The organism is Streptomyces sp. NPDC050549, assembly GCF_040655035.1.
Taxonomy (GTDB): Bacteria; Actinomycetota; Actinomycetes; order Streptomycetales; family Streptomycetaceae; genus Streptomyces.
This window is the reverse complement of the sequence record NZ_JBFAJD010000102.1, coordinates 1-3286: the sequence shown is the minus strand read 5'-3', so window position 1 is coordinate 3286 and position 3286 is coordinate 1. Positions and strand designations below refer to the sequence as shown.

General features: G+C 69.0%; 2 protein-coding genes and 1 pseudogene. 2 read left to right on the top strand and 1 reads right to left on the bottom strand.

What is annotated here, in order from left to right:
* Positions 1-689: 689 nt before the first annotated feature.
* Positions 690-1844, bottom strand: a complete 1155-nt coding sequence (locus tag AB0I51_RS48195) for a PD-(D/E)XK nuclease family protein (protein WP_362985858.1) — start codon at positions 1842-1844, stop codon at positions 690-692.
* A gap of 158 nt (positions 1845-2002) precedes the next feature.
* Here AB0I51_RS48195 and AB0I51_RS48190 point away from each other — a divergent pair, with 158 nt between their 5' ends.
* Both AB0I51_RS48190 and AB0I51_RS48185 read left to right on the top strand, forming a co-directional pair.
* A complete protein-coding gene (locus AB0I51_RS48190; RefSeq protein WP_362985856.1) occupies positions 2003-2803 on the top strand; it encodes a hypothetical protein in 801 nt (266 codons plus the stop codon).
* 154 nt (positions 2804-2957) lie between these two features.
* A pseudogene (locus AB0I51_RS48185) lies at positions 2958-3286 on the top strand (EfeM/EfeO family lipoprotein); the annotation flags it as partial.

Below are 3286 nucleotides of genomic sequence, written 5' to 3'. Positions count from 1 at the left end.
CCTCCACCACTGCCTCACCCACCACATCCCCTACGACGAACAGACCGCCTTCCCCAACACCGCTTGACTGATCAACCGCATCGGATGTCTGTCTCAGATCGACGATGTCGTCACGTTGCCGACCGGACAGTACTGCGTGGAATGACCAACTGTTGGCGCGTACACGGGACATAACGGAAAGGAAGATATGTTTTGAGCAATATGGATTTACGCGGTGACATGGGCGTTACTCACGCTGGAGCCGCTTCTCTGTTCGGTGACTCGCCCGGCCACTGAAACGGGAGCAAGTCGGAGAACCGGGGCGGCTGCGAGGGACCGCCACCCGTTCAAGATCCTTATCGCAGCCGATAGCTGTCCCCAAGTCCTCGGCGACGTCGATTGCGACCCGACGCGACGCTGTCAGTGCACTTGCCGTCTGGCGGCAGCCACGCGAGGTACAGGTCGCACCGAAACTCCAACGCAAGACCACTCGAACGAGCCACAGCTCCAACCCGCCGTGGCGGACATGCAGTCTGTGAGCCGTCGCAGTTCAGAGCCGGTTTACGAGCTCCTGCGGTCGGCAAAGTCGAATGAGCCCGATCCCGACCCAGCCCTGCTTACCGCAGGCATCGACTCCCAGGACCTCCATCACACCCCGCCCTCGCGCAAGGAGCGCAGCCTACCGGCACCGCGCCGGCCGCCCACCCCGGTCAGCCGTCCGCGCGGAGGACGTCGCCGAACGCGTCGGCATGGGCCTTCAGCGCCTCGCGGGCAAAGGTGACGCCCAGGTCCACGACCTGCTCGATCGTCAGATCGGGTGCCGGGATGCTGCGGTAGACGAAGTCGGGGGCGAAGCCGTTGAAGGACAGCGGCTGGTGCGGGGCGACGCCGGGACGTTCGGGTCCGGTGTCGCCGAGCAGGTCCCGCGCCCGGTCGAAACGGAAGTAGGCGCCGAAGGCACGCGCCTGGTCCTCCCGGACCGCCCGCCGCTCCTCGCCCTTCCCGTGCCCGGGTCCCGCGCCGGTCAGATACACGAGACGGAACTGGCCCTCCTGGATCTGCCAGCCGAAACCGGGTCCGGGGCAGGCGGTGAACATCTCGACGATGCCCTGGCCCCGGCTCATCGCGGTACGTACCAGGATTCCTTCCCGCTCGATCTCTCCCGCCAGCTCCGCCCGGATGCGGTTCGTGGCGTGCAGGCAGCGCATCTTCTGCACCGTCGCGTCAAGGCGAGCGGGCCTGAGCATCGCGGCCGTCTCCTCGGGAAGCAGCAACGGCTCCGAGTCGGCGGGCGTACCGACCTCGGCGCTCAGGCCCACGAGCGTGCCGATCAGGCCGAGCCAGCGCTCGAACACGTCGGCGCCGAAGCGGTCCGCCTCGCGCAGCTCCGGAAGGCAGGGACGCAGCGCGGCACACAGTTCGTCGTAGCCGCGCCAGTGCCACACCGTCCCGGCCGGTGTCGTCCACGTCCGGCCCGGCCATCCGGGATCGAGCAGGCTCAGCAGCACCAGGACGGGACGGTCGAGCCCGTGCAGCTTGCCATCGGCGTAGGAGTCCAACTGGCCGGTGTCCGGGAGCGAGAACACCTTGTTCTCGATCACCAGCGGACTGCGACCGGGGTATTCCACGACAAGGTCGAGGTTCCGCCACTCCCGCCGCACCCGCACGTGACCGACTCCGTGACCGCTCTCGGGTATCTGCCAGGCATCCAGCAGGGCCTCCCCCAGCACCGGATGGTGCTCCACGTACCAGGCCAGCATGTCGCTGTGGAACAGTTCCTTGCTGCCCCTCGACATCGCAAAGACCACGTCGCCGGTCAGCGACTCCACCAGGTCGGAGAGTCGCCCGAACGAACCGCCAGACACCCGTCGCCTCCCGCAGGACCGCAGCACAAAGGGCACGCCGCCCCTCTTGGCCTCGGCGGGAGCACCCGGCAGGCCAGGGTAGCCACCTCCCCCCGTCCGCTCCGTGCCAGGTTCCGCAACCACCCCCGGCACCTGCGTGCCTGGCATCATTTCGCGGCATGGGAAGGGACAGCAGCGACGAGGCGTACGTCCTCGATCTGTGCGACGAACTGCTCGGTGAACGCGGCCTGCGCCAGCACCGGTTCGACTGGCTGCTGGGCGACCCGGGGGCGAACGGACGGCGCACCAGGCTGCCGGTCGACGCGTACTGGCCCGGTCAGCACCTGGTCGTCGAGTACCGAGAGATCCAGCACGACCAGCCGGTGCCGCACTTCGACAAGCCGGACCGGCTCACCGTCAGCGGCGTGCACCGCGGGGAGCAGCGCGCAATCTACGACGCCCGCCGCGACACCCTGATCCCGCAGCACGGGATCCGTCTGGCGGTGATCCGGCCCGCCGACCTCGATGCCGGCTCCAGGGGACGCCTTCGCCGAAGCAGAGACGCGGACCTGCAGGCGGTCCAGACGATCCTTGCACCGGTGAGCGACAAGGACCGCGTCACCGATGCCTTCCGCCGTCATCTGATCGCCGCCGGATGGACCGTGGTCACCCCCACAGACCGGTGGACCGACGTCGAGGCCGTACGCGGTGAGGAGCGGCTGATCGCCGAGGCGAAGGGCCGCACCCAGGAGAGGGGGATCGACGCCGACATCGCCTACGGCCAGTTGCTGCGCCGCATGACGTGCAACTCCCCGAACATCCGCTACGCGCTCGTCGTACCGCCATCCTCGCTGTGGCATGCGCAGCGCGTCCCAGCCCACATCCGGCGACTGCTGCGGATCGACCTGTACGAGGTGACCGACGACGGACGGGTGAACCATCACCCCGCCTCTCCAGCCGACGGCCGGACCCTGCCGTGAGGCGGGCACGCTTATGGACGAGCGGATGAACCACGGGCGAATTCTCGATCGCCGTCCGGTCAGAACCGGGTCAAGGGGGCCGGTCAGGGCCCTGCGACCTGCCTAGGATCAAGAACACCGCCCCCGTTCGTACGACTCCCCCTGGAGGCCCGGCGTGCCCGACACCGCGCGCAGCGCCGAAGCCGAACCCAGTCCGATATCGCCCCCGGATCCGGCACCGGCATCGTCTGCCCCGGCCACCCGCCGCCGTACCGTGCTGCTCGCGGCCGGTGCCCTCGTCGCCGTGGCGGCCGTGGGAGCCGGACTGCTGGCAGCACGGGGATCCGGTCCGAGCGCACGGCCCGCCACCGCTACCGACGGGCTGCCGCGCACCACCGTCGAGGTCGCGACCTCCGGCTGCGGGAGCGGCTGGACGCATCCGCAGGCCGGCCATCAGGTCTTCGAGCTGCACAACACGTCGAGCACGGCGGCCGAGGTGTACCT